Origin of the sequence: Cellvibrio sp., assembly GCF_046347455.1 — a bacterium.
Lineage (GTDB): Bacteria > Pseudomonadota > Gammaproteobacteria > Pseudomonadales > Cellvibrionaceae > Cellvibrio.
The window spans coordinates 715428-742327 of sequence record NZ_JAXMGC010000001.1 but is presented as its reverse complement, the minus strand read 5'-3'; the positions used below and the strand labels follow the sequence as shown (position 1 = coordinate 742327).

24 protein-coding genes are annotated in these 26900 nt (G+C 47.3%); 11 read left to right on the top strand and 13 right to left on the bottom strand.

Annotated elements, in window-relative coordinates; translation table 11 throughout:
* Positions 1 to 32: 32 nt before the first annotated feature.
* The 4 genes from tsaB (at position 33) to U1F02_RS03395 (ending at position 4470) form a co-directional block, all read left to right on the top strand.
* On the top strand, positions 33 to 740 hold the full coding sequence (tsaB, locus tag U1F02_RS03410) for a tRNA (adenosine(37)-N6)-threonylcarbamoyltransferase complex dimerization subunit type 1 TsaB (RefSeq protein ID WP_409988939.1): 708 nt from the start codon (positions 33 to 35) through the stop codon (positions 738 to 740).
* 20 nt (positions 741 to 760) lie between these two features.
* Complete coding sequence (locus tag U1F02_RS03405) at positions 761 to 2086, top strand: M18 family aminopeptidase (RefSeq protein ID WP_409988938.1); 1326 nt, start codon at positions 761 to 763, stop codon at positions 2084 to 2086.
* Between the two features lie 224 nt (positions 2087 to 2310).
* The gene (locus U1F02_RS03400) at positions 2311 to 3357 is read left to right on the top strand and encodes a cyclic nucleotide-binding domain-containing protein (RefSeq protein WP_409988937.1); all 1047 of its coding nucleotides are present in this window, start codon (positions 2311 to 2313) and stop codon (positions 3355 to 3357) included.
* Positions 3358 to 3462: 105 nt separating this feature from the next.
* Entirely contained in the window at positions 3463 to 4470 is a 1008-nt protein-coding gene (locus tag U1F02_RS03395) for a tryptophan--tRNA ligase (RefSeq protein WP_409988936.1), read from the top strand.
* 69 nt (positions 4471 to 4539) lie between these two features.
* On the opposite strand, the gene bioA is transcribed toward U1F02_RS03395, so the two are convergent.
* From bioA to U1F02_RS03380, 3 genes are all read right to left on the bottom strand, one after another.
* Positions 4540 to 5832, bottom strand: a complete 1293-nt coding sequence (gene bioA, locus U1F02_RS03390) for an adenosylmethionine--8-amino-7-oxononanoate transaminase (protein ID WP_409988935.1) — start codon at positions 5830 to 5832, stop codon at positions 4540 to 4542.
* A 171-nt stretch (positions 5833 to 6003) separates the two neighbouring features.
* Entirely contained in the window at positions 6004 to 7575 is a 1572-nt protein-coding gene (locus U1F02_RS03385) for a methyl-accepting chemotaxis protein (protein ID WP_409988934.1), read from the bottom strand.
* A 109-nt stretch (positions 7576 to 7684) separates the two neighbouring features.
* Positions 7685 to 8524 carry a flagellar brake protein gene (locus U1F02_RS03380; protein WP_409988933.1) on the bottom strand — a complete coding sequence of 280 codons (840 nt, stop codon included), beginning with the start codon at positions 8522 to 8524 and terminating at the stop codon, positions 7685 to 7687.
* Positions 8525 to 8878: 354 nt separating this feature from the next.
* On the opposite strand from U1F02_RS03380, the gene ttcA reads away from it, so the two are divergent.
* Together ttcA and U1F02_RS03370 are read left to right on the top strand one after the other, a co-directional pair.
* The gene (gene ttcA, locus U1F02_RS03375) at positions 8879 to 9781 is read left to right on the top strand and encodes a tRNA 2-thiocytidine(32) synthetase TtcA (protein WP_409988932.1); all 903 of its coding nucleotides are present in this window, start codon (positions 8879 to 8881) and stop codon (positions 9779 to 9781) included.
* 353 nt (positions 9782 to 10134) lie between these two features.
* The gene (locus tag U1F02_RS03370) at positions 10135 to 10521 is read left to right on the top strand and encodes a hypothetical protein (RefSeq protein WP_409988931.1); all 387 of its coding nucleotides are present in this window, start codon (positions 10135 to 10137) and stop codon (positions 10519 to 10521) included.
* A 35-nt stretch (positions 10522 to 10556) separates the two neighbouring features.
* Here U1F02_RS03370 and lnt read toward each other — a convergent pair whose 3' ends face one another.
* From lnt to U1F02_RS03340, 6 genes are all read right to left on the bottom strand, one after another.
* Positions 10557 to 12077 carry an apolipoprotein N-acyltransferase gene (lnt, locus tag U1F02_RS03365; protein ID WP_409988930.1) on the bottom strand — a complete coding sequence of 507 codons (1521 nt, stop codon included), beginning with the start codon at positions 12075 to 12077 and terminating at the stop codon, positions 10557 to 10559.
* A gap of 131 nt (positions 12078 to 12208) precedes the next feature.
* Positions 12209 to 13051: an HlyC/CorC family transporter gene (locus U1F02_RS03360; RefSeq protein ID WP_409988929.1), complete on the bottom strand. Its 843-nt coding sequence runs from the start codon at positions 13049 to 13051 to the stop codon at positions 12209 to 12211.
* 111 nt (positions 13052 to 13162) lie between these two features.
* Positions 13163 to 13630: an rRNA maturation RNase YbeY gene (gene ybeY, locus U1F02_RS03355; protein ID WP_409988928.1), complete on the bottom strand. Its 468-nt coding sequence runs from the start codon at positions 13628 to 13630 to the stop codon at positions 13163 to 13165.
* A 3-nt stretch (positions 13631 to 13633) separates the two neighbouring features.
* Positions 13634 to 14701, bottom strand: coding sequence for a PhoH family protein (locus tag U1F02_RS03350; RefSeq protein ID WP_409989061.1), 1068 nt, complete (start codon positions 14699 to 14701; stop codon positions 13634 to 13636).
* 145 nt (positions 14702 to 14846) lie between these two features.
* Positions 14847 to 16223 (bottom strand): tRNA (N6-isopentenyl adenosine(37)-C2)-methylthiotransferase MiaB, encoded by a 1377-nt coding sequence (gene miaB, locus U1F02_RS03345; RefSeq protein WP_409988927.1) that lies wholly within the window; start codon positions 16221 to 16223, stop codon positions 14847 to 14849.
* A gap of 80 nt (positions 16224 to 16303) precedes the next feature.
* Positions 16304 to 17191 carry an RluA family pseudouridine synthase gene (locus tag U1F02_RS03340; protein WP_409988926.1) on the bottom strand — a complete coding sequence of 296 codons (888 nt, stop codon included), beginning with the start codon at positions 17189 to 17191 and terminating at the stop codon, positions 16304 to 16306.
* 43 nt (positions 17192 to 17234) lie between these two features.
* Between U1F02_RS03340 and U1F02_RS03335 the strand changes: the two genes are divergently transcribed.
* From U1F02_RS03335 to U1F02_RS03325, 3 genes are all read left to right on the top strand, one after another.
* On the top strand, positions 17235 to 17768 hold the full coding sequence (locus tag U1F02_RS03335; protein ID WP_409988925.1) for a YaeQ family protein: 534 nt from the start codon (positions 17235 to 17237) through the stop codon (positions 17766 to 17768).
* Between the two features lie 4 nt (positions 17769 to 17772).
* Entirely contained in the window at positions 17773 to 18621 is an 849-nt protein-coding gene (locus U1F02_RS03330; protein WP_409988924.1) for a tetratricopeptide repeat protein, read from the top strand.
* 170 nt (positions 18622 to 18791) lie between these two features.
* The gene (locus tag U1F02_RS03325) at positions 18792 to 19748 is read left to right on the top strand and encodes a DUF4380 domain-containing protein (RefSeq protein WP_409988923.1); all 957 of its coding nucleotides are present in this window, start codon (positions 18792 to 18794) and stop codon (positions 19746 to 19748) included.
* Positions 19749 to 19815: 67 nt separating this feature from the next.
* Here the strand turns inward: U1F02_RS03325 and ylqF are convergent, their stop codons facing one another.
* The 3 genes from ylqF to U1F02_RS03310 form a co-directional block, all read right to left on the bottom strand.
* Entirely contained in the window at positions 19816 to 20754 is a 939-nt protein-coding gene (gene ylqF, locus U1F02_RS03320) for a ribosome biogenesis GTPase YlqF (protein WP_409988922.1), read from the bottom strand.
* Between the two features lie 53 nt (positions 20755 to 20807).
* On the bottom strand, positions 20808 to 21131 hold the full coding sequence (locus U1F02_RS03315; protein ID WP_409988921.1) for a hypothetical protein: 324 nt from the start codon (positions 21129 to 21131) through the stop codon (positions 20808 to 20810).
* 187 nt (positions 21132 to 21318) lie between these two features.
* The gene (locus tag U1F02_RS03310; protein WP_409988920.1) at positions 21319 to 22482 is read right to left on the bottom strand and encodes an endo-1,4-beta-xylanase; all 1164 of its coding nucleotides are present in this window, start codon (positions 22480 to 22482) and stop codon (positions 21319 to 21321) included.
* Positions 22483 to 22692: 210 nt separating this feature from the next.
* Between U1F02_RS03310 and U1F02_RS03305 the strand changes: the two genes are divergently transcribed.
* Both U1F02_RS03305 and U1F02_RS03300 read left to right on the top strand, forming a co-directional pair.
* Positions 22693 to 23874 (top strand): sugar efflux transporter, encoded by a 1182-nt coding sequence (locus U1F02_RS03305; RefSeq protein ID WP_409988919.1) that lies wholly within the window; start codon positions 22693 to 22695, stop codon positions 23872 to 23874.
* A 117-nt stretch (positions 23875 to 23991) separates the two neighbouring features.
* Positions 23992 to 24795 carry an inositol monophosphatase family protein gene (locus U1F02_RS03300; RefSeq protein ID WP_409988918.1) on the top strand — a complete coding sequence of 268 codons (804 nt, stop codon included), beginning with the start codon at positions 23992 to 23994 and terminating at the stop codon, positions 24793 to 24795.
* 81 nt (positions 24796 to 24876) lie between these two features.
* On the opposite strand, the gene U1F02_RS03295 is transcribed toward U1F02_RS03300, so the two are convergent.
* Positions 24877 to 26880, bottom strand: a complete 2004-nt coding sequence (locus tag U1F02_RS03295) for a PAS domain-containing protein (protein ID WP_409988917.1) — start codon at positions 26878 to 26880, stop codon at positions 24877 to 24879.
* Positions 26881 to 26900 lie beyond the last annotated feature (20 nt).

The following is a 26900-nucleotide window of genomic DNA, read 5'->3' as shown; positions in this document are numbered from 1 at the left end:
TTTATCGCGATTTTTTGAACGAACAGAAAGCTATGACCACAATTTTAGCGCTCGATGCTTCCACCGATGCGTGCTCCGTCGCTTTGTCACGCCATGGTGACGTAACTTCAATTTTTGAGCTTGCCGCAAAAAGCCACACGCAGCGTTTGTTGCCAATGGTTGACGAAATTTTGCGTTCCGCTAATTGCAGTTTGCAAGATTTGGATGCAATTGCATTTGGTCGTGGCCCGGGTTCTTTCACCGGCCTGCGCATTTGCATGGGCGTGGTACATGGCTTGGCGTTTGGCGCGAATTTGCCGGTCATTCCAGTGTCAACCTTGCAAGCAATGGCTCAGGCCCACGTGACACAAAATCCACAAACGTCAATGCCAATATTGGTTGCTCTGGATGCTCGCATGGACGAAATTTATTGGGGCTTGTATAGCGCCGATAAAAATCCCAGCTTATTGAGCGAGGAGTATGTGATGAAGCCGGCGGATGTTTGCGAGCATGATGCGGTGAAAGGCTTGAATAAACAATTTATCGCAATAGGGCCCGGCTGGCACTACGCGGAATTGCAAGCCATCGCGCCCGATATCATTATTCAAGATGCACATCCTAACGCACAATTTATGTTGCCTATTGCGTTGAATGCATTTAACAAAGGCGAAACACAATCTGTTTTTGATGCGCAACCTGTGTATTTGCGCGATTCTGTTTCTTGGAAAAAACGTCAACGTATTCGTACTCAATCCGTTTAAACAAAGCGGCAGGTAATCTTATGTCTTCAGTGCTGGATCAAACCGAATTTAATCAGCAATTACTCAGTTTCATTCAATCTTCTCCTACACCTTTTCATGCAACACATTCAATTGCGACGCGTTTGTCCCTAGCGGGTTTTATTGAGTTGGACGAAGCTGCTGCGTGGGATTTGAAGGCTGGGAAACGTTATTTCATCAAGCGTAATGATTCTTCCATTATCGCGTTTGTGTACGGCAAAAAAAGTTTGCTTGATACAGGGATTCGTATGTTGGGTGCGCACACTGACAGCCCTTGTTTGAAAGTAAAGCCGCAGCCGGAGTTAAATCGCAAAGGTTATTTACAGTTAGGTGTGGAAGTCTATGGTGGTGCCTTACTCGCTCCTTGGTTTGATCGCGATTTATCGCTTGCGGGTCGTGTTACTTACAAGACAACAGAAAATAAAATTGCGAGCGCACTCATTGACTTCAAACAACCTGTCGCAACGATTCCCAGTTTGGCAATTCATTTGGATCGAGAAGCCAATAACAGCCGCAGTATCAACGCGCAGCGCGATATAGTTCCGGTGTTATTACAGTTTGGGCAAGAGCAAACCTTAACACCTAACTTTAAATCCATTTTGTTGGCGCAACTAAAAAAAGAATGCCCGCACATTGCTGCAACGCAAATCCTGGATTTTGAAATCAGTTTGTACGACACACAGGCGCCCGCTTTTATCGGCCTGCAGCGTGATTTTATTGCAAGTGCGCGTTTGGATAACCTGCTCAGTTGTGTAGTTGGTTTGGAAGCTATTCTGCAAGCGAGTGATGAAGTTTCAAGCCTTTTGATTTGCACTGATCACGAAGAAGTAGGTAGTACATCCTGTTGCGGTGCTAAGGGGCCCATGTTGCAACAATTTTTGGAGCGACTGATTCCAGATACAGAAACGCGTATTCGCGTTATTGAAAACTCGCTGATGATTTCTGCCGATAACGCACACGGTGTTCATCCCAATTTTATGGATCGTCACGACGAAAACCACGGCCCCTTATTAAATCGTGGCCCCGTGGTGAAAATTAATGCCAACCAACGTTACGCAACCACAAGCGAAACCAGTGGTTTCTTCCATTTGTTGTGCGAGCAGTTGCAAGTTCCGGTTCAAGTATTTGTCGCCAGAACGGACATGGGTTGTGGCAGCACGATTGGGCCTATAGTGTCCTCTGAAGTGGGTGTTAAGACCATCGATGTAGGTGTGCCCACCTTTGCGATGCATTCCATTCGCGAGTTGGCTGGAGTAGCCGATGCGCATTACCTTTATCAAATTGCTTCCGCTTTTTATCAATATCCTTCCGCGTTGCGGTTCGTCTAAGACGCTTTCTGCGACACACCTGCCTTTATTTTTATAAAGGCGTGAATTGTCCTAAGCCTTGAACTTTGGTTTGGGGCTTTTGTCCGATCTGAGTGTGACTTAGCGCTAAGACCTGAAAACTAGCTTTCACTGCTTACCACTTGGCTGTTTATAATTCGGATAAGTTCGCGAAGCCTTGCATGACGCATTAAACAAGGCATTTCAATTTATAAATAGGCGACACCATGAAGCTTTCACTCGAATTGCTGGCGAGGTTTTCACCATTTAATACGCTAGCTTATGAATATCTTTCTAAAGTGATGGAAAAAGCGACCCTCAAGGAATACTCCAAGGGGACGATTATTTTTAAGCGTGGCCGTGAACTCCACGAATCCTTTTATTTAGTCAGCGGCACAGTTGACTTGATCGATTCACAATTTACCGTGACCTCGATCAGTAGCAGCGATGAGCTGCATAAGGTGCCCATTAACACGAGCGCTCTTACAAAAGTATCTGCTGTCGCCAAATCTGAAGTGGTTATTTTATCCGTTGAGGCTGATTTCTCTGATTTGGTATTGGCATGGAGTGAAAGCGGTAGTAGCCACGAGAAAGAAAAAGCCGATGGTGACGCTGAATTTGAATCGGCAGAGGAGGGCGACTGGATGTCCAGCCTGCTGCAATCTCCTTTCTTTAATAAAATTCCGCCCGGAAACATTCGTCAGTTGTTTTTGCGGTTTAAATCGCAAAAAGTCGCTGCTAACGAAATTGTTATTAAGGAAGGTGAGCGTGGCGAGTTTTTCTATGTATTGGAAGTGGGTAGCGCAAAAGTCATCGACAAGCAGGGAAATATTTTGGCGGCGTTGCGCCCCGGCGATTATTTTGGCGAAGAAGCTTTGGTGGGGGACACTACTCGCAATGCATCGGTACAAATGCTCACTCATGGCAAATTAATGTGTCTTGAGAAAAGTGATTTTCTGACATTGTTGCAAGAACCTGTGCACCGTTTTATTACTTACGAAGAGCTTCAGAAGTCCAACGAACAAAAAATCGCCTATCAAATTATTGATGTACGTTTGCCCTTGGAACGCCGTTTTCAGTCAGTTCCGCACAGCCGAAACATACCTCTAAGCCAACTTCGCAAACATCTACCCAATCTCGATTTATCCCAAGTCTATGTGGTCACTGACGATGCTGGTAGGCGGGCCGATGTGGCTGCGCAGTTGTTAAATCAGGCGGGTTACGAAACTCTCATTTTGAAAGACGCTAGTCTTCATCAAGCGGCAACCCATTAAGCCGCACGTCCCACCCAAAATCATCCAGAGAAAGCGCTAAGTCCGGTGCTTATCTGTATAATAGCGCCTCTTTTAATTCCTCTCCAAATATGTAGAAGTGCAACGATGAGTAAGCAACGTGTTCTTACCGGTATCACCACAACCGGAACGCCTCACTTAGGTAATTACGTAGGCGCAATTCGCCCCGCGATTGAAGCAAGTGAGCGTGCAGATGTGCAATCCTTTTATTTTCTGGCCGATTTTCACGCATTAATTAAATGCCACGATCCTGAGTTGGTTCATCAATCAACGCGAGAAATTGCAGCCACTTGGATGGCCTTGGGTTTGAATACCGACAACGCCATTTTTTATCGTCAATCTGACGTGCCAGAAATTCCAGAACTCTGCTGGATGCTCACTTGTATGGCCGCCAAAGGTTTGATGAACCGCGCTCACGCCTACAAAGCATCGGTAGACGCAAACCTAGCTGCAGGCGAAGACCCTGATTTTGGTATCACCATGGGGCTGTATTCTTACCCCATCCTAATGGCCGCCGACATTTTGATGTTTAATGCCCATAAGGTTCCTGTGGGCAAAGATCAAATTCAGCACATTGAAATGGCGCGTGACATAGGTGCCCGTTTTAACCATCATTACGGCGAACATTTTGTATTACCGGAAGCCATTGTGGATGACAATGTTGCGGTCCTCCAGGGACTTGATGGCCGCAAAATGAGTAAGAGTTACGGCAACACAATTCCCTTATTCTTGCCAGAAAAGCAGCTTAAAAAATCGATTAATAAAATCGTGACCAATTTGCTCGAACCGGGCCAACCCAAGGATGCGGATACTTCAACCGTGTTTCAAATTTGGCAAGCATTTGCAACGCCGCAGCAAACCGCGGATATGCGCCAAGCATTTGCAGATGGTATCGCCTGGGGTGAAGCCAAGAAGCAATTGTTTGAGTTGATTAATAGCCAAGTGGGCGAAGCACGCGAAAAGTACGAAGCATTGTTGGCAAACCCTTCTCACGTTGAAGACGTTTTGCAAGCGGGCGCGGAAAAAGCGCGAGCGCACAGTAAACCTTTCTTAGAAAAGCTGCGCGCTGCAGTCGGCATTAAGAAAATCAAATAGATAATTTAGAAAACGAAAAAGCCCGCTGTAGTAAAGCTGCAGCGGGCTTTTTTATCGGCAATTTAAAAATTAGCTTGAACAGACTCCTGAGAGAACAGCGTTAATTCCGCTCGTTAGCTGCGACAATTCATGCTCGTTAATGATAAACGGCGGCATAAGGTAAACGAGTTTTCCAAAGGGCCTCACCCAAATGCCGCGCTCAACAAACTTGGGTTGCAGCTCAAATACATTAGCGGGCTCTTTAAGTTCCACCACGCCAATTGCGCCTAGCACACGTACATATTCAACAATCGCCAAATCTCGACATGCTTCCAATTCTTGTTTGAGTTGGCTTTCAATGCGCGCTACATTTTTTTGCCAATCGTTTTTCATCAATAAATCAATACTGGCATTCGCCGCCGCACAGGCGAGTGGGTTTGCCATAAAGGTCGGCCCGTGCATAAACACACTGCTCGAGCCTTTGCAAATTCCGTCGCTCACTTTGTCATTACACAGTGTTGCGGCGAGCGTGATATAACCGCCTGTTAAGGCTTTGCCGATGCACATGATATCGGGGCTAATATTGGCGTGTTCACAGGCAAATAGTTTTCCCGTTCGACCAAAGCCTGTGGCAATTTCATCCGCAATTAAAAGCACGTCCAATTGGTCGCACAGTTCACGTACGCGTTTTAGAAATTCGGGCGAATAAAAATGCATGCCGCCCGCACCTTGCACGATGGGCTCGAGGATAACTGCCGCAATTTTTTGGCGGTTGCGTTGTAAGAGTTGCGAGAAATTTGCGAAGCTGCGTTCATCAAAAGTCTCACCAAATTTGCAACTCGGTGCTTCGGCAAACAGGTGATGCGACAAACTTTGATGAAACAAATGATGCATGCCTGAGTGAGGATCGCACACGGACATAGCGCCAAATGTATCGCCATGATAGCCCTGTTTAAGTGCTAAAAACGTAGTGCGTTGCGCTTGACCCTGTGAGTACCAATATTGAATCGCCATTTTCATAGCAACTTCAACAGCCACTGAACCAGAATCAGAAAAGAACACTTTATTTAGGCCCGCCGGCGTAATATCGACTAAGGTTTTTGCGAGCTTTGCGGCAGGCTCGTGGGTAAAACCCGCGAACATTACGTGCGCAACCTGATGTAATTGATCGGTGATGGCTTTGTTGATCGCAGGGTGGTTGTAACCGTGTAAAACGCTCCACCAAGACGACATACCGTCAATTAATTTTTTTCCATCCGCAAGTTCTATATGAACTCCCTGCGCACGGCGCACGGGAAAAACAGGGGACGGATTGGTGAAAGAAGTGTAGGGGTGCCAGAGGTATTCGCGATCAAGTTCAGTTAATTGTGTTGTGGACAGCATAGCGTACTCATTTATGAATTTAATGGCCGCAAAAGTAGTGGCAGCCTGATTCTATTATAGTTTCAAGCAAGTAAGCGTATAGCGATTTGTTGTGGTTTGGCGACAGAAAAGCGAAAAGAAGTAAGCCGACTATTCAGCGTCGGCTTACTAGAATGAATTCTTGCGGGGACATTATTTGAATCGGCTGATTAAATCTTTTTGCTTTTGCGAGAGATCAGCCATTTCATAACTCAAACGATCTGCCTCGTTAACTTGCATTTGGGATTCGTCTGAAATGTGCGAGATCTTATTGGTGTTTTGCTCAATCTCACGAGCCATAGAGGATTGTTCTTCCGCCGCCGTAGCGATTTGGTGTGACATTTGGTCTATAGCGTTCACAGAGTTGGCGATCGAGGTTAGAGCATTTCGTACGTTACCCATTTCATCCACGCTGCGATCTGCCAGCATCCTACAGTTATCCATATTCGTACTTGCCGCTGCAGTTGCTTTACCCAAGTTACCGATAATTTCCTGAATATCCCCGGTGGATTCCTGCGTGCGCTGGGCGAGGTGACGAACCTCATCTGCTACCACCGCAAACCCGCGACCTTGTTCGCCAGCACGCGCTGCTTCTATCGCAGCGTTAAGTGCGAGTAAATTTGTTTGCTCTGCAATACCGCGAATCACATCCACAACGCTGGCGATTTTGCCGCTATCTTCGCTTAACTTGTTCATCACTTGGCCCAAGTCAGCTACGGTTCCAGAGAGGTCGGAGATCGCGTTGTTTGCTACTGAGATAACGTGCTTGCCTTGTTCAACTTCGTTGATCGCCATGCCGGTTGCAGTAGAAGTTTTGGTTGCACCTGCGGCTACCTCCTGAACAGCGAGTGACATCTGTTGCATGGCGTTGGCGACACTCGCAGTTTCCTGCTGTTGTGCGGCTATACCTCGGGTTGTTTTTTGTGCTTGCTCATGTGCCGCTTTAGATTTTATATACATCTCATATGCAGATTCACCAAAGCGCCCGAGAGCTGTCCGCAGGCGTGCTTTCGTCGATATCTGCGCCAACATAATTTCGCCTTGAACATCACAGCGCCCCGTGTAAACGTAGGCAGCTATGGGGTCGTTAATGATGTTGCGTGCTTCATGCAGCGCTGCGGACAAACTGTTCAGGTGAATTTGATGCGCGCTAAACCCGACTACGAGCGATCCGATGATTAATCCGACAACCGCACCAAGCGATAATCCTCCGCCGAGAAAACTAGTGAGCATCCCTACAACCAGGCTGATGAGTGAGACGGAGATAAGCTTTCCCCACATGCCCCACATTTTGTCCCACAGGGGATAGGGTGACTGGCCTTGTCTAATGCGCGCGTAAACAGCTTGCGCGCGCTGGATGCATTGTTGGTCGGCGCGGACTCGTAAAGATTCATAACCCACGGATTGCCCCTTGTCATGGACCGGCGTTACGTAGGCATCCACCCAATAATGATCGCCATTTTTGCAGCGGTTTTTAACAATACCCATCCAGGCTTTGTCGGACTTCAGCGTCGACCAGAAACCCGCGAATACGGGAGCTGGCATGTCGGGGTGGCGAAGTATGTTGTGAGGCTGATTGAGCAGTTCTTCTCGTGAATAGCCAGACACCTTACAAAAGGTGTCATTGCAGTAAAGGATGGTTCCTTTGAGATCGGAAGACGAAACAATTTCTTCGTTGCTGGGAATGCTGACTTCACGTCCCGTGACTATACCGTTGTTTCGCATAGGTATTTCCTTCGTGTGAATGTTTTTCTAAATACTCCGCCGAGGCCCTATAGAATATGGCGCTCACAAAAAGCCTAGCTCAAAATTTTAGTCGTGCTTAATTGCTGATTTAAGCGCTACGCAGTTCGAAATCAGTTGGGGTTTGTTGCAGGTAAATCAGGTTATTAATAAATTGTTGCAACTGTTGCGCGCGCTCCTGAGGAAGATCGACAAATTCGAGACTTATTTGAGTATTGCGGTGAGGTGAGCGAAGCAGGCGAAAACTCCGTACGCGTGCAGCGCAGCCTATGTTCAATTCGTCACTCAAATTCAGCTCGCACAATGGTACTAAAGCGCCATGGCGAAGTTGTCCGAGTAGGTTGCCGGGGATACTAACGCGCAGGCCGCCGCTGGAAATATCCAGTACGCTGCCATAACTAATATCTTGGCCTATAGGGCGAATTTTAACTCTGAGGTTGCTATTGACCTGAGCGCGGCTCAATTGGCGGCGAGGCGCATAGTAAAGTTGTTCCGGCAACATAATGGCGAAACCTGTTGCGCCATAACTGCTACCCCACGCGAGGATCGGGGCGCTAAAACTGAGTTGCTCGCCGTTACGATGATGGCGCAAGGTGATGCGATCGCCCACCTCCAGCACGTGTTGGCTGGGGAAGAGATCATCTAGCCAAAGTAGCCCGCGTTGTATATCTATCGCCAATACAATTGTTTGGTAGCTGAGTGTACTGCCTTCCACTTTGACTTCGATGAGTTGGCGCTGAGTGAGCAATTGCCACAGCGGCAGGTATTGGTCAGGAACGGTCTCTTTGTTTACGCCTTTGCTAGTGTTGGGCATTTGCGTTACCTTGGCCATTAAACTTGCGGCTGTGAATTCTGGCTCCGCAGGTTTCTCTGCCTGCGCATTCGCCTGTTTGCCTGCTAGTTTTTTCCACACTGAACTCAACATCGTCATAACAATACTCTGCTAAAAAGTCGCACCGCGAAATGATTCTACAAGCCAATGCTTGCCGCTAATTAGGTAAGAGCAAAGCCTATGCCATGGGCTGTTTTGCCCTAATTCCTTCGCTAAGGCTCCGCTTTATCCACGGTTATCTAAAGTCAGGGCGGTGATGAGTGGCAAAGCTTTTCCGCTTATTTGAAAAGTGTTTGAAAACTAGACGCTTTTTTGCCGATGAGAATTCACCCTACGTCTATTTTTTTGCCCTAGTTCGAACATCAATTCTGCTGGTACGGGATGCGCAAAATCCGTACAATGCGCGCCTTTTCAGCGGTAGCTGAACCCCGTTTCTTTGTAGAGTCAAACACCATGAAAGAGCTTCACGAACGCCAGGAGCGTCTGGAATTCAACAAGTTGCAAAAACGTCTACGTCGCCTTGTAGGCACCGCGATTGTTGATTACAACATGATCGAAGATGGCGACAAAGTCATGGTGTGTCTCTCGGGCGGTAAAGATTCCTACACCATGCTGGACATACTGCTTAGTTTGCAAAAGACCGCGCCCATCAGCTTTGAGATTGTTGCGGTCAATATGGACCAAAAACAACCGGGCTTCCCCGAGCATGTGTTACCCGAGTACCTCACCGCGCTGGGTGTTCCTTTCCATGTTATTGAGAAAGACACCTACTCAATTGTCAAAGAGATTATCCCGGAAGGTAAAACAACCTGCGGTCTGTGCTCTCGCTTGCGTCGCGGCACGCTTTACAGTTTTGCTGATGAGATAGGTGCAACCAAAATCGCCTTGGGGCATCACCGTGACGACATCATCGAAACACTGTTTTTGAATATGTTTTACGGCGGCAAACTTAAAGCCATGCCGCCCAAACTCTTGGCTGATAACAAACGCAATATTTTGATCCGCCCCTTAGCCTATTGCAGCGAGGCCGACATTATTGAGTTCGCCGAAGCCAAAGGATTCCCGATAATCCCTTGTAACCTGTGTGGCTCGCAAGAGAACCTGCAGCGTCAGGTGATTAAAGACATGCTACATGCATGGGAAAGGCAATACCCTGGTCGTACAGAAACCTTGTTCTCCGCCATTAAAAACGTAACACCTTCCCAGCTTGCAGATACAAGCTTGTTTAACTTTACCGATTTGCGTGCTGACAAAACTGCAGCGGTTGAAGATGAAGCGGAAAGCTGCGCAACGGTTGAAACCTTTACGCCGAGGGCAGACGTTGTTCAGTTCTTAGACGCGAGCGATATTCTCTAAAATCCGCATTTGTTAAGCCAGACAAATATTGGGTAATAAAGCACAGCGATTTGTTACCCAATATCCCTCCTATTTCATGCAGAAAGCCACCTAAAGAAACACATGTTGTTTGTTTTTTGCTCATGTTTTAAAGGGCACACATTTTTTTATATCAAAACGCACCAAGCCTAGAAATAGATTTTAACTGTAACAAATTCAACGTAGACTGCCGCCCGCATTGCGGCCAAGGCGGTCAAAGCAATAGAAAGTCGATAGAAACGAGATTTACAAAAATTAAAAAACCTGAACGGAATTTTAGGAGATAAGGTTTGTCCATGTTTGTACAAGATAACCACAATAAGAAGGAATGCCCAATGACATTACCCAGCTCTTTCAAGCAACACTCGCTAGCGAATCGTTTAGGTCAAGCTCTTGAGCTTGCCGTTTGTCATGCACAGGCTTTTGGCCGTGAATATGTTTTCGTAACGACCTTTGCGCAGCATGCATCTAGCCTTGTCGCAAAAAATGCCGAGCATTTTGCGTTTCAATTACGTGAACTGTTTAAGTTGGACACGCGCCGTTTTGAAATGGTGGAGTTGCGTGGTGATTTAATGAACCCACAATTTTGGCGTTGGCGTTTTGAATGGGTTGGTAATTCACCTTTGTCTGCGCGCAGCGAATTGGTAATTTCACATAGCCAGCGCAATCAAATGCTGAGCTTGCTTCATATTCCAGCGAACATGCAAGCTGCAACTGCTTAAGCGATTGCTCTGTTCGTTAAAGAAAAAATCCAGACTTAGTCTGGATTTTTTTTGCCGAAGAAAAACATCAACATCAAACCAAACGCACTTAACAGCACAACAGGCAAGCTACCAAACATCATAAAAGGTGTTGCGCCATCGACAGCGTATATTTCACTGCTTAATGTGGTTTGTTCAAATGCGTTGGTTTGTGCGGTGATATTGCCTTTGCGGTCAAAAATGGCACTGGGGCCGTTGTTGGTGCTGTAGGCGTAGTAGTGCTGAGTTTCGAGTGCGCGCATTTGCGCCATCTGCATAAATTGGTGACGCCCCAAGGAATCGCCAAACCAACCGAGATTACTTACGGAGATGAGCAGCTGCGAATCCACAGCGTTTTTTGCAATCAAATCTGGGAAGGCAACTTCGTAGCACACGGACGGCGCTATGGATAAATCATCCACTTTTAAACCGTGCTGTTGTTCCGGGCCCAAGCTGATAATTGAAGTGGGTAAATTAAAGAATTCGATCAGATTACGCAGCGCTTCAATCGGTACGTATTCGCCAAATGGAACTAACCTGCGTTTATGGTGAATGCCGATAGCTTTGCCAAAGGTTACAACGGAGTTGTAGTAAACATCCTTTTCGGCATCATCAAAAATAATGCCTGTGATTAAGCCTGATTCGCTGTCCGAGGCTTTACGGTTCATTTCATTTAAAAAAGGCAGTACAGTGCTGTAGGGTTGAATAATAGCAGCTTCAGGCCAAATGATAATTTTGTGTCCCCACAATGGTTCAGTTTTGCTACGCAATAAATCGAAGTTAGTTTCCTGAAAATCTGATTGCCACTTATCTTCTTGGTTAACATTCGGCTGCACAATTGCAAGGCTGGTGGGCGACTTAGCAACTCGCGTCCAATCCAGTTTTTGCAACGCAAAACCGGCAAGCCAAATTCCGACTACTGCAATACAGCCTAATATTACGTTGAGCGATTTTTTGGGGATGAAAATAATCTGGGCAATTAAAGCAGCGGTTAAAGCGCTAAATAAACTTAAACCCATCACACCAACAATTGGTGCCCAACCCGATAACCAATTAGTGAGATCAGCATAACCGATAAACAACCACGGGAAGCCCGTGAGTAACCAGGTTCGCAACCATTCACTAATCAACCAACAGGCAGGAAACGCGACGAGCAAACTCAGCGGATGAAAGCTAAACCAGCGTCCAAACGCATAAAACGGCAAGCTAAAAAATGCTGCCATAAAAAAGACGAAAATAAGAACCAGGAATGCGGCGAGAGGTGCGGGCGCTCCGCCAAATCCACTGATACTCACATAAATCCAGGATACGCCAACCGCATACATACCCACGCCGAACCACCACGAGCGCCACCACACTGTTTTCAGAGATTGATTGTTAATCAGTACCGCGAAAATAACGAGTGCAAGAATACCAAGCGGCCAGATATTAAAAGGAGCAAAGCTCAGTGGAATTAATGCTCCGCTAAGTAGGGCGACTAGGAGTTGTAGCCAGCTGGGCATTTGGTTTAGGCGTTGGATAAGGTTGGATGAGTTCATAGAAGGGTAAAAACGTGTTAGCGAATTCTGGTGCTAGTTATTTAATGCTCTACCGTCATCCCCGCTGCGCGAGGATGACGACTCCCTAAGAAATATAAAAATCGCACCCTTAAGAAGGCGTGTGTTTTGTTTTATAAAATAGTCAAGCGCAGCAAATGGATTTGGCGGTTGTCAGAGTAGAGCACGCGGAATTGAAAGTTGTCGATCACGGCAACTTCGTTGCGTTTTGGGATGTGCCCGAATTCCTGCATCAGAATGCCACCGATAGTGTCGAAATCTTCATCGCTAAGATCGGCTTTGAAAAATTCGTTAAATTCTTCGATGGGGGTGAGCGCTTTGATAATGAAATCGCTATCGCTCATGCGCTTAATAAAATTATCGTTTTCTTCTTCGTCGGTTTCGTCTTCAATTTCACCGACGATTTCTTCCAAAATATCTTCAATGGTAAGCAGGCCGGATATACCGCCGTACTCATCCATGACCAAGGCCATGTGGTAGCGGTTTTCGCGGAATTCACGCAGCAATACGTTTACGCGTTTACCTTCGGGAACAATGTTCGCGGTGCGTAAAATGCTTTCGAGATTGAAATTCTCTGTGCCGTTAAGCGCGAGCGGCAATAAATCTTTTGCGAGCAAAATACCTTTAATATCGTCCAGCGTTTCGCCAATAACGGGGAAGCGCGAGTGGCCAGATTCGATAACTTGCGGCAGAAAATCTTGCGGGGAATCATCCAAACGAATCGCAATAATTTGCGAGCGTGGCACCATAATTTCGCGCGCTTGCAAGGAAGAAACATCCAGCGCACCTTCAATAATGCTGAGCGCATCCTGATCGAGAAGTTTGTTATCAGCGGCGTCTTTGATAATTTCCAATAGCTCATCGCGCGAGCGCGGCTCGTCGCTAAATGCATGGAGCAGTTTATCCAGCCAGGACTTCTCGTGTTTCTCCGTATGGCTGCTGTAGTCTTCCGACATTTTCGTTTCCTAAAAAGCTTCTCTTGATGTTGCGAATCTAAAGTGTTGCAAATCTAAAACGTTGCAAAAGTCTACGGTTTAATTGTTTCAACTCTTAACCGCAGCTGGCAATCAACCCTCAACAGTTTCGGTATAGGGTGCTGGAAAATTGAGTTGGGTAATGAGCCGTGTTTCTAAGGCTTCCATTACTTCCGCTTCATCATCTTCAACATGATCATAGCCCAGCAAATGTAAGGTTCCGTGAACCAACATATGTGCCCAGTGCGCTTCCAAGGTTTTGCCTTGCTCTTGCGCCTCGCGCTCTACAACCGGTGCACAAACTACCAAGTCACCGAGTAAGGGTACGCCCACCTCATCGGGAATATCCGCTGGAAATGACAGCACGTTAGTTGGCTTATCTTTGGCGCGGTACTGAAAATTGAGTTCCTGGCTTTCCTCTTCGTCAACAATGTAAACGCTAACTTCAGCTTCGGCCAATTCATCGCTGTGCAGTGCAGTTGAAATCCAGTGCTCAATGTTTTCTACGCTGGGGATCTTGGTGCTGGAGCTGTTCACTTCAACATCAATTCGGTACGACATGATTTAGCTCGCCTGATTGTTGTTGTGGTTAGGGTTAGCTTTTTCGAACGCTTCGTAAGCTTCCACAATGCGTTGCACTATGGGATGGCGCACAACGTCTTTAGAGGTGAAATGCGTGAAGCTAATGCCGGGAATATTACCCAGAACTTCCATTGCATGTCGTAAGCCCGAGGCTTGGCCGCGTGGCAAATCGACTTGCGTTGGGTCACCGGTAATAATCGCGGTGGTGCCAAATCCGATACGGGTCAAAAACATTTTCATTTGTTCGCGTGTTGTGTTTTGACTTTCGTCCAAAATCACAAACGAATTGTTCAATGTGCGGCCACGCATAAAGGCGAGGGGAGCTACTTCAATCACGCCGCGCTCCATTAATTTGCCCACGGTATCGAAGCCTAGCATTTCAAAAAGTGCGTCGTACAAGGGGCGCAAATAGGGGTCAACTTTTTGGGCGAGATCGCCCGGCAAGAAACCGAGCTTTTCACCCGCTTCTACGGCTGGGCGCACCAACAAAATCCGTTCAATTTGGTCTTTCAATAAAGCTTCTACTGCACAGGCAACGGCGAGATAAGTTTTACCTGTACCCGCAGGGCCAATGCCGAAATTGATATCATTGCTTTGAACTGCGCGCACGTAATTCAACTGATTCCCGCCGCGCGGTTTGATCGTGCACTTCTTGGTGCGAATCAAGGTCACGCCGTTGGACTCGGTCGCATCCAGATTTGTTTCGCGGGTGTTATCAAAAGGAGTGTTCAGTTGTTCCATAAGGGCTTCAATACCAGAGGTTTGCAGTGCGAGGTGAACTTCGTCGGGCGTTAAGTCGATAGATGCTGTTTCGGAATAGAGGTGACGCAAAAGTTCAGCTGCTGTGCTTGCGGGTGTATGCGCGCCGAGTAGGACAAATTCATTGCCCCGGTTGCGGATTTCTATTCCAAAGTGCTTTTCAATCTGATGCAGATGTTGACCAAGGTGGCCACTAAGATTGGCAAGGCGGCGGCTGTCGTTGGGTTCCAGCGTGAGCTGGACGGGTTTGGTAGAGGTCTGATCAGGGCTAGCCTGTTCAGAGCTGCTTATGGGGCTGTTCAAAGTATTCGATAAACTCGTGTGACTGGGTTAAAACCTAGACTAAACCATAACGCAGGTCGGATAAAGCAAAAAAATGTATAGATGGAGGGCAAAGGCGGCCAAAGAAGGCTCCAGCCGCCAGTTTTTCACTGATTTACTTGATCCAATCATCGTCCAATTCTGAGGCGATCAAAACGCCGCGCAGGGAGTTAGTGAGCGCTTCTTCAATAACGATATCCGCAAACTTGCCGATCAGGTCGGTGTTGTCGGAGCGGAAGTTAACCACACGGTTGTTTTCGGTGCGACCAGACAATTGGCCAGGGTCCTTCTTAGAGTAACCCGTCACCAGAATACGCTCGGTGTTGCCCACCATACGTCGGCTAATCGCCATTGCCTGCTGAGTAATACGGTCTTGCAGGATTTGCAGGCGCTGCTTTTTCACTTCTTCGGGGGTGTCGTCCGGCAAATCAGCAGCTGGCGTACCCGGACGCGGGCTGTAGATAAAGCTGAAAGACGTATCAAAGTCCATCTCATGGATAAGTTTCATAGTCGCTTCGAAATCAGCGTCAGTCTCGCCGGGGAAGCCGATGATGAAGTCTGACGAGAAGCTAATGTCCGGACGATTCTTCTTAATGCGACGCAGCTTGGATTTGTACTCCAGCACTGTGTGGCCGCGCTTCATAGCCATCAAAATACGGTCGGAACCGCTTTGAACGGGCAAGTGCAGGTGACTTACCAGCTCAGGAACTTCGTTGTACACCTCGATGAGCGAATCGGTAAATTCCACAGGGTGCGAGGTGGTGAAACGAATGCGGTCAATACCGTCAATCGCGGCCACGCAGGTAATAAGTTCCGCCAAATCCATGGTGGTGCCATCGCCGTTGTCGCCGCGGAAGGCGTTTACGTTTTGGCCGAGCAGGTTAACTTCGCGCACGCCTTGTTTGGCAAGGTGGGCGATCTCGGTGAGAACATCAGCCACCGGGCGGCTCACCTCCTCACCACGGGTGTAGGGCACTACGCAGAAGGTACAGTACTTGGAGCAGCCTTCCATAATAGAGACGAAAGCGCTTACGCCGTCGGCGTCGGGTTGCGGCAAACGGTCAAATTTTTCAACTTCCGGGAAGCTGATATCCACCACGACTGCACCGTTAGCGCGTTTGGTTTCCATCATTTCTGGCAAGCGGTGCAAGGTTTGTGGGCCAAAAATCAAATCTACGTGCGGCGCGCGTTTGGCAATGGCTTCACCTTCTTGGCTGGCAACGCAGCCGCCCACGCCAATCACTAAATCCGGGTTTTTCTTTTTGAGATTTTTCCAGCGCCCCAGCTCATGAAACAGACGCTCCTGCGCTTTTTCACGAATCGAGCAGGTATTGATGAGGATAACATCCGCGTCTTCTGGGTCTTCCGTTGCCACCATGTTGTGGGATTCGCCCAGCAAATCACGCATGCGCGATGAATCGTATTCGTTCATCTGGCAGCCGTGGGTTTTGATATAGAGCTTTTTGGTGGGTTTTTCGATGGTGGTGGACATGAAACGCGCCTGTTTAAAAACTAGTCAAAAACGAGGCGCGCATTATAGGTTAGTTAGGTCGTGAAGCCTATAGCTGCGCACTATTCAGCGCGTCCACAGTGGCTATAAAGAGCGGCTATAAATTGCTCTTTTTCAGGTAATTCCACACACAGATTTTTTTGGCTAAACGGGCATACGAATTCCAAGCGGTATGCGAGAAGCTGCAACCCACATTTTGCTTTTGTGCCGTAGAGTTTGTCGCCCACAATGGGATGACCTATGTTAGCTAAATGGCGGCGAATTTGGTGTTTTCTGCCGGTTTCAATATGAACATCGAGTAGCGTGCTCGTTTCATTCGAGCCGAGTCTCTTGATGTGTGTGATGGCGGATTTGCCATCCAATTCGTAAGAGTGCGTCATGCCTTCGACCGGCAGTTCACAGTCATCAATAACCCATGCCTGATAATACTTTTTAATATCGCGCCCTTGAAACAGTGCGGATAATTTTGCGGCGCTCTTGCTATCGTGCGCGATAATCATGAGGCCAGCGGCATCTGCGTCCAGGCGATGAACTAAAAAACACTCACGCTGGCTTTTGCCATGCGCGTATTCGCCGTTCACTTCCACCCACCGTAAAATGCTGCAGTGATCGCCCCATTGAGAGCCTTGTGCAAGCATGCCTGCGGGCTTGTACCAAATGCTGTAAACTTCCGCGTCGTAAATTAAGGTGGCGGGTTCAGGCTTGCGCGCAAGAACTTGTTCATCGTAAAAAAACTGAATGACTGAACCTTTCTGCAAGATTTTAGTGGCGCGGCGCAACCTTAGGGTTTTGCCTTTCAATGTCCACCAAACGGCGCCTTTATTCATTGCGTCTTTAACGCGCTGTTTGGAAAGTCCCGTTCCTTCCGCTAACAAATCCAACGCTGTTTGTTCGGGTTTGGTTACGGTGAATTCGTATTTTTGCGGTATGTCGAAGGAACTTTCAGCCATTGAATACTTCTAGATTGGGTCGTTAATAAAAGAGAGAAAAATTGTGGCAGAAAAGCCAACTATTCATAAGTTAAATCTTACGCTGTCCAATATGGACACTAATGTCTACGGCGATTACAACCTCACGATTGCACTTCATCCGTCGGAAACCATTGAACGCATGATGGTGCGTATTCTAGCCTTTTGTTATCGCGCTGCGGAGAATTTAACGTTTACGCGCGGGTTGTCCGCTACTGAAGAACCCGCGTTGTGGCTAAAGCACGATAACGGCACCATGCTGGAGTGGATAGAAGTAGGGCAACCATCGCCCGATCGCCTTAAAAAAGGTTGCAGTCAATCTGTATCGGTAAAAGTGTTTAGTTATGGGCGCGGGTTAGATATGTGGTGGAAAACCAACGCGGCTGCCATTACTTCATTACCTAAAGTCTCAACGCATTATTTTGATGCCGATGAGCTACAAGCCTTATGCGAACTTGCCGATAAAACCATGACCTTGACGGTTACGATTACTGAAAATATCGCCTACGTTGCCAGTGAAACAAAAAATGTTGCGGTGACATTGCGCGAAATGGAGTAGTGAAATGAATATCGTTGAAATTAATCTTGAAAACGCCAAACAGTATTTAATTGAAGAATCCTTCAATCGCCCCGTGTTGATTGATTTTTGGGCCGACTGGTGCGCGCCTTGTAAAAATTTAATGCCGATTTTAGAAAAGCTCGCCAACGAATATGCAGGCGCGTTTTTGCTGGCGAAAGTGAACGCGGATGAAATGGGAATGATTTCATCGCAATTTGGTGTGCGTAGTTTGCCAACGGTGGTGCTGATGAAAGATGGTCAGCCCATTGATGGTTTTGCCGGAGCATTGCCCGAGAAAGAAGTGCGCGTGTTGCTGGAGAAGTATTTACCCAAACCTTGGGAAAAAGCCGTAAACGACGCTCAGGCGTTTATCATGAACGGCGATTTTAATGCTGCGCTTCCGCTATTGCGTCAGGTCTATGAAGAATCGAAACAGGATGCGGCAATTGCTTGTTTGTTAGCGCAATGCCATTTGGAATTAAATCGTATCGATAACGCAGAAGCCATTCTAGCAACAATCAAAATGGCTGATCAGGATGCGCATTACGAGCAGCTACAAGCGCAAATCGAACTTAAAAAACAAGCCGCAAAAACGCCTGAACTCGTGGCACTGGAAGCCGCTCATGCGTCAGATCCAGATAATTTGCAGACCTCCTACGAATTAGCGATTCAATACCACGCGGAAGCGGCGCATCGACCTGCGCTGGAGCAACTTATGAGGATTTTGCGCAAAGACCGCAATTTCGCAGAAGGTGCTGCAAAAAAGACATTTATGGATATTTTGGCGGCTTTGGGTAAAGGCGACCCGCTTGCGATTGAATTTCAACGTAAATTATTTACGTTGCTTTACTAGTTTTGACCGAGTATCAAATAGTTATGTGGGATAAACCTCGGTAAACTAGGGGTTTATTGGAACGCTTTGGATTTTATGCAAAGCGTATCCTATTGGATCTTGACAGCGCTGTTTTGGAAAAGGCTTTCACGCAGCGGTTGCCAGAGCACCACTCGTTTTTTGAGGATTAGATGAAGTTATTTTGCCAATTAATTGCCATTGTGGCCTTGGGTTGCATGCTGGGTGCATGCGATTCGCGCAAAAATGCAGTTAATGCTTCCCAGTTGCCTGCGTTTGTTACGCAAAAAGGCTCTCTCTATTCAATTTCCCAAGGGCAGACGCGCCTGGAGATTAACGCTGACAAAGGCGGCCGAATTAGTTCGTTAAAAGTTGATGGCGTGGAATTCTTACTGACGGCAGATCAGACAAACAACGCGGTTTGGGGGAGCACTTTTTGGTCGAGTCCGCAAAGTGAATGGAGTTGGCCGCCTATAGAAGTGTTGGATAATGCTCCCTACGCGGTGAGCGTGGTTGATGACCGTATTGTATTCACCAGCAAAACAGATCCGGGCACCGGCTACCAGTTTGTGAAAAGCTACGGCATTAATGTGGAAAAAAAGTGCATCAGCATTATCTATTCAATTTACAACAAGTCGAATACAGAAAAGAACGTCGCAGGTTGGGAGGTGACTCGCTTTCGTCCAACCGGTATGGCGTTTTTCCCGCAAGGCAATACGGAAAGCAATAGCGGAATTTTCTATCCGCTCGCTGTAGAGCACGTAGGTGACTTGACTTGGGCGCAGTATCGCCCTGAAACGCTGTTGCAAAACCACCATAAGTTAATGACGGACGGTAAAGAGGGCTGGGTGGCTTATACCACCGCTGGAAAACTGTTGGTTAAAGAATTTTCTGATGTGCCTGTAGAGTTGATCGTTGCTGGTGAAGGCGAGATAGAACTCTTTGCTAACCACGAAAAAACATTTTGGGAAGTTGATCAGCAAGGTGTCATGACAAAATTAGCACCCGGCGAACATTTGGATTGGGAAGTTCGCTGGCATACGCGCTCCTTGCCAGCTGACGTGCCAGCAACGCTTGGCAGTGAAGATTTAGTGAATTATGCACGCGGTATTTTAAGCGGTACGCGTTAATAAATAGAGTCTAGTGAAAACTAAAAAGCCGTATTACTCAATACGGCTTTTTTTTAACGTGAAAAGACTATCTGCGATTTTTGCGCGTTTTAAGTCTGCGTATACGGTCTGCTTCTTCTTTTTCTTTGGCTTTAATTTCATCGGCGATTTTTGCGTCGATCACTTCTTTGGTCGTCATTTCTGGTGTCTCAAAGGTAATTCGCCCCAATAAGCCTGCGCGAATTTCTGTAATCAATAGTGATGAAACTTTTTGAATATCCACCCCACCGCCTTTACTGCTGCATCCGCGCTTAGCACCTATGGCTTCCAGTAATTCAATATCGGTTTCCGGCAAGCTTTCTAATTTGTAACGTTCTTTTAGCGCATCAGGGTAGGCCTGCAGCAAATATTCAGCGGCAAATAGCGCGATATCTGCGTAATCAAATACCGTATCTTTAATCGCGCCAGTAATTGCCAATCTATAACCGCAAGAAGGTGGCGTTAATTTGGGCCACAGGAATCCCGGTGTGTCCGTCAGCAAAAATCCGTTTTCCAATTTAATTTTTTGCTGCGATTTCGTAATGCCCGCTTCGTTACCCGTTTTGGCAACTACGCGGCCCGCCAATGTATTAATAAGCGTAGACTTACCCACGTTGGGAATGCCCATGATCATGGCGCGAGCAGGGTGGATGGATGCATTTTTCTCAGGCGCGAGCGCTTCGCACATATGCAGCAGCTGGCGAATTTGTTCCGGGTTTTGTTGGCTAACGGGCAGGGCTTTTACACCTTGTGTTTTTTCTAACTCCGCAATCCACAGCTCGGTAATTGCAGGGTCGGCCAAATCGGCTTTGTTGAGTAATTTAATACAAGGCGTATTGCCGCGCAGCGATGGAACCAGCGGATTCTCGCTAGAGAAAGGCACGCGCGCATCGAGCATTTCGATAATGACATCCACATGGGGCATTACTTCCGCAATTTCTTTGCGGGCTTTGTGCATGTGTCCGGGGAACCAATTAATAACTGACATAAAAACTCAAATAGATATTTTGGGTAAGAGCAAAGTGGCGTGCTCGTCAACCACTACAGGCCGCTAACTTTTTTTGCAGGATCAAAATGATGCAAAATCAAATAGCCTTGCGGAAGTGTTTCGTCCTCATAGGCTGCGATAGAAATCGGTGAAATAACGCTTGAATAATCAGCGTGCAAATAAAGCGCTGATTGCAAATCCTGCCACAACTTTTTTGGAAATTCGGTAAAAAACGTGTAGGTGAGATAGGTTTTACCTTTCTCGCTAAATTCATCAATTTCTGGAGCACGGCCAACTGCGCGAACTTGGGAAAGGAACGCTTGGCGATCGAAAGTCGCGAGGAACTCGGGTTGAATTTGAATGCTGATTGATTGCATGGCAAGGCTCAAATGCTCCCCGTCGAGCGCGTAGGCGCATCAAAGGGTCGTTAAGGAATGGCTGGCATTCTAACCTAAGGCGAGCGTTTGTTCCTGATTGATTTACGCTGTTGCGAGGAGTGAATTGAAGGTGGCCGCGGGCGCACGTTTAATTGGCCGTTGGCACACCGTCAATTCAGACGGAAGATTACTGTGCTTTTTTTGCCAAGGCTGGCACGGCCAAAATTGCATCGAGCGCCGGCTTAGCAGAGCCATCGCGATTCCACAGCAGCGGATAGTTGGTTCTGTTGGGAATTGGATAATCGTTCTTCCAATTCATACCGTCGTGAATTCCCCAGAAGGTCACGCGATCAATTTTGTCGCGTTTGCGGTAGAGGATTTCAAAGATTTCCTGATAGCGCTTAGCGTGCGCAGCCATAACCTCAGCTGGTAGACCGTTGCGATAGGGATCCAGATACTCTTTAAATTCCTCTTCCTGAAATTGTGGGTGGCTCATGCCGGTGCCGATGATTTGCCCCTCACGCGTGAGCGGCAATACATCAATATCAATCTCGGTAATCATGACCTTTACGCCCAGCGCGGCATAGGCATCAATCGCGGCCTCGATATATTCCTTCTTCGGATAATTAAGTCCCCAATGGCCTTGCATGCCGATGCCATCGATGCGAATCCCGGCCGCCTGTAGCATTTTCACCATACGGATTATGCCGTCGCGTTTTGCGGGTCGCCATGCGTTGAAGTCGTTATAGTAAAGTTCTGCGTCTGGAGCATATTGGTGAGCGTATTTGAAAGCTTCACGGACTACGGTATCGCCGTCACCAATACCGTTTACCCACAAAGTAGGGCGGTATTTGCCGTCTTCACCGATGATTTCGTTCACAACGTCCCAGGCATTCACTTTGCCTTTGTAGCGGCCAGCAACAACCTCGATAAATTTGCGCATATTTTCCAGCACTTGCTCAGCGGGGAGGGCTTGGCCTTGTTTGTCTTTAAAGAACCAGTCCGGCGTTTGGTTGTGCCAAACCAAGGTGTGGCCAACGATAAACATCTTGTTCTTTTTGCCCAACGCGACAAAGTCGTCGGCCGGTTTGAAATCATAAACCCCGGGTTGTGGGTTAATGCGCTCCGCTTTCATCACGTTCTCGGGCGTGATGGCATTGAAATGCTTGCTGATAATGGGTTGCCAACGGTTGTCTTGGCCGGAGGATATCTCTTGGTTAATGGCTACGCCGATTTTAAAAGAATCTTTATAGACGTCTTTCAAACCGTTTTTATCTTGTGCCAATGCCGGAGTAAAGACGGCTGACGAGTAGGCAAGCGCGACCCACGCGCACAGATTTTTGTATTTCATGATGAAGTCCAATGGTTGATAGCTGCAGCTAAATTAGTCTTATGATTGCGCTAACATGGTAGCGCGGGAACTTGTTAGCAGACAAGCCTGAGTTGCTTGCTGTAATTCATTAATATGTTTGGAAAGGTTAATTCAACACCGCTCAATGTTATGGGATTATGTTTTCCGCTAAGATTGCGCAATCTGATTTCCCTTCTGGATTGCTATTCCGTGTCCCCTTTATTCCGTCCTTTGGCGCTAGGCATATACGCATTGTTTCTCCTTATCGGCGTTGTATGCGCCTTGGTATTGCCAACGCTCAGTCTATTTTTGGCGAAGGGGTTAGGCGTTCGGCCATTTCTGGTGGGTATTCCCTTTGCGGGCGTTGCTCTTATGAGCATTCTGTACAATCAAGTGATCGGAAGTTGGTCGGATAAATTGGCTGATCGGCGTCCTTTAATAGCAACCTTTTGCTTCATCGGCGCGCTCGCCACCATTTCGCTCGCTTACTCTCGCAACTACCTAGTTGTTGCGGCTGTGGTTATTTTCTTCTTGAGCTTGGCTCTTGTATCTTTTTCGCAATTGCTGGCTTACAGCTTGGACTATGCCGAGCGCAATGTTCCTGCGGAGCGTATTCCTCTGTTTAATGCGATCGTTAGGGCGCAAATTGCTATTGCTTGGGTGGCGGGGCCTCCGGCGGGTTTTTTGTTAGCGAGTTATTTTGGCTTTAAGCAGATGTATCTGACCGCCGCCGGTATGTTTGTGTTTATCGGGCTTGCGATCCTTAAATTCTTGCCGCACCTGGATTCTCACGCCCATCATCTGGATCATCTCGAAAAAGCTGATCTCGTTCCTTTAGGTGCACTTCAAAAGCGTGCCTTGGTTCTTTGTGTGATTGGCTTTTCGCTAATGTGGGGCGCGAACAACGCCTATCTCATCAGCATGCCCCTACATTTGAAAGACGGTTTGCTGATTGGAACCGAATATGTGGGTTGGATTATGGGAACCTGCGCGGGCTTGGAGATTCCGTTCATGATCCTAGCGGGGCATTACGCTGCGCGTACCAATATCATGAATCTCATTAAACTCGCCGGCGCGTCCGCGTTGGTGTTGTATGCTGGAGTGTATGTGGCTAATGCGCTTTGGCAGTTTTTTGCCTTGCAGATCTTCAATGCCGTTTTTATCGGAATCTTGGCAGGTTTAGGTGTTTCGGTGATTCAGGAGCTTATGCCGGGGCGTTCCGGTGCTGCCTCTGCGCTTTACACCAATACCTCGCATTTTGGAAACCTGTTTAGCAGTTTGTTGGTAGCGGTAGTTGCGGATGCGTACACTTACCATCAAGTGTTTTTGGTGAATTTACTGGTTGTGGCCCTGGCAATCTTGGCCTTTGGTCGCGCTAGAGTAAAAAGCTAGAGCAAGGCGTTAGGGACTGTTATACTGCGCGCCCTCGGCGAGAGGCGCTTCCGGTATCGATTGGAGCAGCCTGCGGCCACGCTCTTTCACAATCCACTCCCTCTTATCTGGTGCTCTATGGAACCCATGTTAACTATTGCCTTGCGCGCAGGCCGCAAAGCAGCTGAATTGATTGAACGTGCATTTGAACGTGTTGATTTAATCCCGGTTGAAGCTAAAAGCCGTAACGATTACGTGACGGAAGTGGACAAAGCGGCTGAAAAGGAAATTATCTATCATCTTCGTAAAGCCTACCCAGACCACAGTTTTCGTGGCGAAGAGGGCGGATTCCAGCAAGGCAAAAATTCCGATTACGAGTGGATTATCGATCCGCTTGATGGCACAACCAACTTTATCCACGGTTTGCCGCATTTCTCTATCTCCATCGCATGTAAATACAAAGGCCAGCTTGAGCACGCCGTTGTTATTGACCCTATTAAACGTGAAGAATTTACCGCCAGTCGTGGCCGCGGCGCCATGTTGAATGATCGTCGCATTCGCGTTTCTCCGCGTCGCGGTTTTGAAGGTGCGTTGATCGGTACAGGAATTCCCTTTAGCGGTTATGCCTTGGAGCACATCGGCCCTTATTTAGAAACTATGAAGGAAATTGCGGGCGAAACCTCTGGTATTCGTCGTTGCGGTTCAGCAGCCTTGGATTTGGCCTATGTCGCGGCCGGCCGCTTTGATGCCTTCTGGGAAATGAACTTAAACCAATGGGACATTGCTGCGGGTATTTTGTTGGTGACCGAAGCAGGCGGTCTGGTGAGTGATTTTAATGGTGGTGTGGATTATCTGGAGTCTGGTCACATCGTTTGCGGCTCGCCAAAAGTATTTAAGCCTGTGCTGCAAATTGTTCAGAAGAATTTAGGTTATTTAAAATAATTTTTCGTCACGATAGTAAATAAAAAACGAGGCCAAGTGCCTCGTTTTTTATTTGGTATGAATGAATTGCGAATAAGTGAGTTACTGTATAAAAACTCTATTTAATGTCTCAATCAATTTATTCATATCCACCGGCTTGGTGAGGTATTCAAAAAAACCCGATTTAATCCCGCGTTCAATATCGTAAGGCATAGCATTTGCGGATAAGCCAACGACGGGAATGTGTTTAGTCGAGGGGTCATTTTTCAATACGTTCAGCGCTTCAAACCCATCCATGCCGGGAAGGTTAATGTCCAGGATAATTAAATCCGGTTGATTGCTCCTCGCTTTATAAATCCCGATAAAAGGTTCTTCCGCAATATCTAGACTTAGGCACGAGTGGCGATCAAAAAATTGTTGTAGCAGACGGATATTTGTGGGATTGTCTTCAATGTAGAGCACTTTTTTGTGCTGTTTAAATTCCAATTGCGTTGGCGTGAAGCCTACAGATTTTATAATTTCAGTTTGCTGTTGATTCCATTCCGTCGCAAGCGGAAGGTCAATCCAAAATTCGGTGCCGACATCTTCTTTGCTGTAAAAATCCAGACAGCCATTCATCATTTCGACAAGTTGTTTGGTAATTACCAAGCCCACGCCAGATCCTTCAACTTTGCTGAATTCTGCGTTCAGTCTATTAAAGGGTTGAAATACCTCGGCCTGTCTGTTTGCAGGAATTCCCTTGCCATTGTCGCGCACTATCAGGCGGAGTAATTTGTCGTGGGTTTGCAGTTTTACTTCAACTTCGCCTCCCATATTGTTGTACTTGATGGCGTTGCTTAACAGGTTGATAACAGCTTGCTTGTAGCGCACGTTATCGGCGATCACATAATGGCTTTCAAGATTATTCGTGGTGGCGTAAAGGCGAATGCTACGCGCGTCTGCTTGTGTCTGAACCAAGGTGAACGCTTCGCTAATAATGCGTGACACTAGAACCGGTTCTAGCGAAACGGTCATTTTTCCCGATTCAATTTTAGCGAGATCGAGCACGTCATTAATCAGCTGCAAGAGATGGTCACCCGCTTTACGAATTTCACGCACGTTTACCATTTGTTGCTGGGTTAAATTTAAATCGTACTCAAATAATTGTGCATAACCCAAAATAGCATTAAGCGGAGTACGCAATTCGTGACTCATGCTGGATAAAAATTCTGATTTCGCCTGGTTGGCTTTTTCAGCGGCGACCTTCGCTTGAATAACGCGCTCCTCCGCCAGTTTGATTTGCGTCATGTCCATGTTGGCGCCTGACATGCGAATCGGTTTACCTTCGGCATTGAAACTTGCACGCCCGCGCCCGCGCACCCAATGCAATTGTTTATCTTTTCCTATTAAACGGTATTCAAGATCGAAGGGGCCTTTACCCGCCATATGATCCGCGAGAGCCTGATCGAATTTTTCTAAATCTTGTGGGTGAATATGTTTGCGCCAAACCACCAATTTATCTTCGCCGCGAGTAATCTCATCGTCATTGGCGTTGTAGCCAATGAGTTCCCAACAACGACTGGAAAAATGAAAGCCCCCTTTTTTTGCATACCATTCCCAAATGCCATCGTTCGACGACTGAATAATGCGCTCTTGTCGCGCTTCTGATTCCCTTAATGCTTCTTCTGCTTGTTTGAGCGCGGTAACGTCAAAGCTTACGCCGGACATGATGAGTACCCGACCATTTTCATCGCGAACAGAATCTGCGCGAACCTGCGTCCAAATGTAGTCGCCATTTTTCATGCGAACGCGGTAAAAACTGCTGAAGGGATTTTTTGAGTGGAAGTGCTCGTACAAACTGTCTCTACTTGCCTGATGGTCGTCGGGATGTATGTATTCCCAAACGTTGTTGGCGTTGTTGATATGCTTCTCCTCCTCCTTGCTATAGCCCAGCCGCTCCCAGAAACCTCCCGACCAATCGATGTTTTGGGTTCGCAAATCCCACTCCCAAAATCCGTATCCGCTGCTGCTAAAGATACGCTGGAAACGTGCAACGGTTTCTCGCAGAGTTTGTATGTCTGTGCATTCGGAGAGGTCTGCACTGATTTGGATGTCGTGGGTGATCATAGGTTTTTATTGGTAAGGAA